This is a genomic window from uncultured Fretibacterium sp., from assembly GCF_963544685.1.
GTDB lineage: Bacteria > Synergistota > Synergistia > Synergistales > Aminobacteriaceae > CAJPSE01.
This window is the reverse complement of record NZ_CAUUGJ010000128.1, coordinates 1-5,995: the sequence shown is the minus strand read 5'-3', so window position 1 is coordinate 5,995 and position 5,995 is coordinate 1. Positions and strand designations below refer to the sequence as shown.

Annotated in this window: 7 protein-coding genes; 1 reads left to right on the top strand and 6 read right to left on the bottom strand. The window is 62.6% G+C overall.

Annotated features, from left to right (window positions below; all coding sequences use genetic code 11):
* Nucleotides 1-105 precede the first annotated feature (105 nt).
* The 3 genes from rpmF to ABLA28_RS10065 form a co-directional block, all read right to left on the bottom strand.
* The gene (rpmF, locus tag ABLA28_RS10075) at nucleotides 106-297 is read right to left on the bottom strand and encodes a 50S ribosomal protein L32 (RefSeq protein WP_347713551.1); all 192 of its coding nucleotides are present in this window, start codon (nucleotides 295-297) and stop codon (nucleotides 106-108) included.
* 101 nt (nucleotides 298-398) lie between these two features.
* Nucleotides 399-1,058 carry a DUF177 domain-containing protein gene (locus tag ABLA28_RS10070; RefSeq protein ID WP_299297954.1) on the bottom strand — a complete coding sequence of 220 codons (660 nt, stop codon included), beginning with the start codon at nucleotides 1,056-1,058 and terminating at the stop codon, nucleotides 399-401.
* Between the two features lie 8 nt (nucleotides 1,059-1,066).
* A complete protein-coding gene (locus ABLA28_RS10065) occupies nucleotides 1,067-2,266 on the bottom strand; it encodes an acetate kinase (protein ID WP_347713550.1) in 1,200 nt (399 codons plus the stop codon).
* 119 nt (nucleotides 2,267-2,385) lie between these two features.
* On the opposite strand from ABLA28_RS10065, the gene ABLA28_RS10060 reads away from it, so the two are divergent.
* On the top strand, nucleotides 2,386-3,612 hold the full coding sequence (locus tag ABLA28_RS10060) for a nucleotidyltransferase family protein (protein WP_347713549.1): 1,227 nt from the start codon (nucleotides 2,386-2,388) through the stop codon (nucleotides 3,610-3,612).
* Nucleotides 3,613-3,642: 30 nt separating this feature from the next.
* Here the strand turns inward: ABLA28_RS10060 and ABLA28_RS10055 are convergent, their stop codons facing one another.
* From ABLA28_RS10055 to ABLA28_RS10045, 3 genes are all read right to left on the bottom strand, one after another.
* A complete protein-coding gene (locus ABLA28_RS10055) occupies nucleotides 3,643-4,038 on the bottom strand; it encodes a helix-turn-helix transcriptional regulator (RefSeq protein ID WP_347713548.1) in 396 nt (131 codons plus the stop codon).
* Between the two features lie 118 nt (nucleotides 4,039-4,156).
* Nucleotides 4,157-4,705 carry a LemA family protein gene (locus ABLA28_RS10050; RefSeq protein WP_347713547.1) on the bottom strand — a complete coding sequence of 183 codons (549 nt, stop codon included), beginning with the start codon at nucleotides 4,703-4,705 and terminating at the stop codon, nucleotides 4,157-4,159.
* Between the two features lie 287 nt (nucleotides 4,706-4,992).
* Nucleotides 4,993-5,995: LuxR C-terminal-related transcriptional regulator (locus ABLA28_RS10045; RefSeq protein ID WP_347713546.1), on the bottom strand; the 1,003-nt coding region annotated here is incomplete at its 5' end.

Sequence of the window (5,995 nt, the reverse complement as noted above, 5' to 3'; positions counted from 1 at the left end):
GACAAATCCCGCCCGCCGCAGGGGAGGCGAGGGACGCAAAAAGCCCAAAGGGCCGAGGACGGCTGCCGTCCTCGGCCCTCGGAGTTGCCTCAGATGTACCGAACGCTACGCTTCGGCTTCAGCGTCCACGACCTTACGCCCCTTGTAGTGACCGCAGGAAGGACAAGCGCGATAAGCCATGGCAATCTCTCCGCAGTGCGGGCAGGCCAGAGTGGCGGGTGCGGCGAGCGATCCCAGCCACTGCGCCTTTCGCTGCGCCGTACGGGCGTGGGAGGTCTTTCTCTTGGGTGTGGCCATTTCCATTTCCTCCTTCTGAATAAACTACATAAAAACTTTATCTCCTGGAGCGAGCCCGGTAATTCCGGCTCCGGCTGCTCGGAGTTCAAATCCTATGGAACTCAATGAAAATTGCGGAGAACCTCCAGCCGGGGGTCGCCCTCCGAGCGGGAACATCCGCACTTCCCCTCGTTGAGGTCGGCTCCGCAGACAGGGCAGAGGCCAAGACAGTCCTCCCTGCACAGGAGCTTGCGCGGCAGGAGAAGCAGAATACTCTCCCTCACCTGGTCGGCAATATCCAGCGTCCGCCCGAAGAAGTCCACCTCGACCGGCATGAAGCCCTCGTCGGACCCCAGACGGGTGTCCTTGCCCAAATCCAGCCCGGACGAAAAATAAAGATACAACAAATCATCCGATATTGCAAGGGATGCCTCCCTCAAACAGCGCGCACAGGCGCCCTCGGCCCGGAGGGTCAGGGAGAGCCTTACGGAGAGAAGCGAGGGCTCCATCCAATAGGCCTCGGCCAGGACACGGCACCCGTCGGGGATCTCGAAATGCTGTCCCTCGAAATCCACGCCGTCGGGGACCGCAATGTCCCAGGCCCCTTCAACGTGGGTTTCCGTATCGCTGCGCTGAGGCAGGGCGATGATGCAGTTCCAGTCCCCAAGTCCCGCTTCGGCCTCGTCCTCCTTACCCCATTTTCCCCCGGGGAGAGGTCGGGAGCAAGGCCCCTTTCGCCCTCCATCCCCCGAACCGCATCGGCCGGCCAAGGAACCCACCATTGCGGCGGCTAATCCGCGGCGACCAGACGTTTCGTGTCGCGGGCGATGACGAGCTCCTCGTTCGTGGGGACGACCAATACCCGGACTCGGGAGCCGGAAGTACCGATATCCGCCTCCTTGCCCCGCACCTTGTTCTTCTCCTGATCGATGGAGACCCCCAGGAATTCCAGCCCCTCGCACACCATGGATCGAACGAGGATGCTGTTCTCCCCCACCCCCGCAGTGAAGACCAGCGCGTCGATGCCACCCATGGCGGCCGCGTAGGCGCCGATATATTTCCGGATTCCATAGGTCAGAACCGCGAGGGCCAGCCTGGAACGGGGTTCTCCCTTGGCGGCGGCCTCCTCGATGTCCCGAAGGTCGCTGCTGAGCCCGGAGACCCCAAGGAGACCGCTCTTCTTGTTCAAGAGCGCATCCAGGTCCTTGATGTCCAGCTTCTCCGTCTGGGCGATGAAGGCGACCAGGGCGGGGTCGATATCGCCGCAGCGCGTTCCCATCAAGACCCCTGCCAGCGGCGTGAACCCCATCGAGGTGTCGATGGACCGCCCGCCCTGAACCGCAGTTATGGAACTGCCGTTGCCCAGATGGCAGGTCACGATCTTCAGCCTCTCGACGGGCTTGTCCAAGATCTCGGCCGCCCGGCGCGAGACGTAGTAATGGCTCGTTCCGTGGAACCCGTAGCGCCGGACCTTGTACTTCTCGTAATATCCGTAGGGAAGACCGTAGATGTAGGCATGCTCCGGCATGGTCTGATGGAAGGCCGTATCGAATACCGCAACCTGCGGCACGGAGGGAAGGACCTCTGTGACGGCCTCGATTCCCATGATATTGGCGGGATTGTGAAGCGGCGCGAGGGGAATGCACTCCCTGAGGGCCGCCATGACCTGAGGATCCAGCTTTACGGAGGTCGAGAACTTTTCGCCCGCGTGGACGACCCGGTGGCCGACGGCGCTCAATTCGTCCAGCGAGGACAGCACCCCGTGCCCCTTGTCCATAAGGGCGTCGAGGACAAGCTGAATGCCCACCTTGTGATCCGGGATGGGGGTCGCCTTGACCACCGCTTCCATGCCCGTCTTGGTGTGCTTGATCTGCGATCCGTCGATACCGATACGCTCCACCAGCCCCTTCGCGAGGACGCTCTCCGCATTCATGTCGAAAAGCTGATACTTCAGGGACGAGCTGCCGCAGTTGATGACTAAGACCTTCATTGTTCACATACCTGCCCTTCGCGGACGGCGGGCTCCTGGGACCGCCGCCTCTCGATTTTTGTCACGCCGTTCGTGGTAGGAGGTCGCCAAGGACCTCGAACGGCGTTATACTTACCGATATGGACAATCGGACACCCGTTGTCGGCATCGCGGCCGAGTACAACCCCTTTCACAACGGACATCTCCTGCAAATGGCGTCGGTACGGGAGCGCCTGCCCGACGCTTCGTTCGTCGTCGTGCTGTCGTCGAACTTCACGCAGAGGGGCATCCCCGGGCTCGCCGACAAATGGTCGCGCACAGAAATGGCTCTGTGCTGCGGAGCGGACCTGGTTCTGGAACTGCCTTTTCTCTTCGCCTGCAACGCAGCACCGGAATTCGGCGCCGGGGCGGCGGACCTGCTTGCGCGCACAAAAATCGCGACTCACATCTCCTTCGGCATGGAGGACGCCAGCTACGACACACGTTCAATCCTTGATATTTTAATTCAGGAGCCGGCCTCTTTCAAGCGGAGCCTGAGGGGAAAACTCGACAAGGGACTCTCCTACCCCAGGGCCGTCGGCGAAGCGCTGGAGGAGGAGCTCCCCGGCTCCGAGGTTTTCCTTTCAAAACCCAACAACTCTTTGGCCCTGTCCTACCTGCTGAGGATCGGGCGGCAGGGCTACCCCTTGATTCCGCTTCCCGTACAACGGGCGGGGTCGGGATATCACGACCTCGAGCTCGGCCCCCTGCCGAGCGCCGCAGCCATCCGTTCCGCGCTGCAGGGCGCGCAGGATTCTCGGTGGCCTCGATGGGCCCGGGCCGTCATGCCTTCCTCGACGCTCCGTCTCCTGGAAGAAACTCGAATGAAGGGACGCTTTTGCCCCGGTCCACAGCCCCTCTGGCCCCTGCTCCAGGCTCTCCTGCTCCGCAGCTCTCCCGAGGATCTGCGAAAATGCGCGGGAATGGATGAAGGGATGGAAAATCTCTTCTTCAAACGCTATAAAGACGCAGCTTCCTACGACGACTTCGTAGAAAGCTGCGTCTGCGCACGCTATACGCGTTCCCGGATTCAGCGCCAGATCGTCCGGCTCCTGGCGGGGGTGGACCGCTGGTCCGCGGCGGCCGCGTCCAGGATCGGGGTGCCCTATGCCCGCCTGTTGGGCAGCAGCGAGCGCGGGAAAAAACTGCTGCGCGACGGGGCGCGATACTCCGACATCCCTATCGTGACGCGCCTCGCCGCGGTCAAGGACCCTGTCGGAAAGCTGACCGCCGCAGCGGAGTTCCGCGCGTCGAAGCTCTATGAGCTGCTCCTCCCCAAGCCCGAATTGGATCATGAGGAACGGCAGAGACCCCGCTTCGAGCGCTGACCGCGAACCCCCGTGCCCCGTCGACCTTCCCTACAGTTTCTCCCGGCACTGTTGCCTGTAAAAAGCCGCTGTCTCCATGAGGTTGATGATCCGTCCCCGCGCGCCCGAGCCGCCAGGCGTTCCTCCCGGCCGCGGCAGCATGCGCATCGCGATGCCGACCAGCTCGCGCCGGCCGTGGATGCCCAGCTTGCGGTTGATGTTGCGGATGTGGAACTTCAGGGTATTTCGGGTGATATAGAGCTCGCTGCAGATGTCCCCGTTTCCGCCGCCGTCCAGAATCAGGAGCGCAATGCGGCACTCCTGGCGGGTCAGGCCCATTTCCTCGAACCCGCACTTCAGCAGACGTTCCTTCTCGTCCCCGCAGCCCCGGATGCGGGCGACGGGAAACGACAAAATGCAAGAACTGCCCTTTCGCTGCTCCGTCATGAAATGGCTCCTTTCACATCCGAACGGAAAAACCTGCGCCGTCCCCATATCGGGCCCTCCCCTTCACAATCGTCCGGCGACTGCGGGGGCAGCCCCGTTCCACCACTTTAGCTCAACTTTAGCTCAACGGATCCGATTCGAGGTATTCCGCCTCTCTGAAACGAAACACCCGGCCGACCAGGTTTGACGGAAACTGTCCAAGACGCGTGTTGTAGTCGCGGGCGGTCGCGTTGTAATAGTTCCTCGCCATCTCCACATCCGCACTCAGCTCCCGAAGGGGAACTCGAATACTCGTCCGCCCCTCGTCCTTCTCCATTCTCTCCGATGTCTCCGGGCTTCGTTCGCAGAGGGCCAGAAAGGACGGCAGATTTTCCGCCAGCTCCGCTTCCGTGCGAAGCAGCTCGCCGACGTCCCATTCGGAGGCATCTCCCGCACAGGCCGACTTCACCCTTTCCAGGAGCGTAACCTCCTCGGGACAGCCCGGCGCCATCGCCCTCAATGCCTGGACGATGGCCGCCCGTCTCCGCCGCACCGCAGCCAGGACCCCGCTCCATCCCTCCGCGCAAAAGCTCCTCAGCACGACGAGGCCGTTATAGGTTCTGACCAAAAGGACAAGGGCCGTCAGCAGTACCGCCGCAAGAAAAAGCGCGCCAATGATTCTTTCCATTCGGTCCCCTCCATTCGGCCCCCTCTATCCGTTTCGCCAGCCCTCTCGGCCTGCCGCCCCTCAGTTGACACATCCACAATTATCCTTGTGGACCGACGAAAAACCTCCCCCCCAGGGGGGATTTTCACATTTCGGGAGGGTTGGTGGGATATCGGTGCTCAAGGCTGATGCCCAAACGATTCACGGGCTAAAATCACCCCAAAGGATGAGGCCGAAAAGGATGATTCGCGCCCCTTTTCGGACAGGAGTTTTCCGAGTCGGAAGGAAGGTAGGGAGTGCGGGGGACCTTACCGGTCCCGGCGTTTTTTCAGAATGTCGATGTAGGTCATCAGCAGCTCGCGCTGCGAGGAGACCTGCATCTTGGCGAAGATGTTTCGGTTGTGGGTCTTGACCGTATTGGGGCTGATACCTAGGGCCGCGGCGATCTCCGCGGCGGAGCAGCCCCGAACGTAGAGGTCGAACACGTTGTGCTCGGCGCGCGACAGGGTTCTCACCCGCTCGTTGAATTCGCGCTCGACTTCGTCGTCCGTGAGGTCGGTGTCGGGGGCCATCCCCTCGGATGGCTCCGATCGCCCGGCGGACGCGCGCGCCGTCAGGAACTCGATCAGATCGTCGATCTCCGTGATCCGCGTCACGGGCGGCTCGTTGACGCCCTCCTTCACTGCGGCAATCGCCCTCAGGATGGGGCGGACATACCACCTGCTGAAGAAAAACGAGACCAGGATACCGGCCAGGGACATCACGGCGAGGATGAGGACGAACCTTCCGTTTCGGGCGGACCGGACCGCGTCGTACTCCCTCACGGGGGCGAGCAGCGCGAACAGGAACTCCGGGGCGGAGCAGGACAGCCCCGACGGCTGTATTCTCATGGGACGCGCTCCGCCGATCAGGAGCTCTCCTCCGTCGGTCCTGTAGAGGGTGAATCCGTCGCGTCCGCCCGCCGGCGACAGGAGGTTCGCGCCTCCCGGCTCCTCCTCCGCGAAATAGCGCCACGAGACCAGCGCCGAGGAGACGTCGAGCCCCAATGTCGTCACCGGAGCCAGGGTGCAGAAGATGCCGCCGTAGATGTTGGCGGCCGGCATGGTGGTGCGCTTGAAATGGAGGTCGCTGACGTCGAAGCCGCAGACCCCGAATACGCCGCCGCGCGAATCGATCAGGGGGACGCTGCACAGCATCGCCTTGCGGGCCGTCCCCCGAATCGTCGTCGTCGGATACCAGAATCCCACGCGGTGAGCGCTCTCGGGATGCTCCATGGCGCACCGCTGCGGGTGAGCGAAGTAGTCCGCGTCC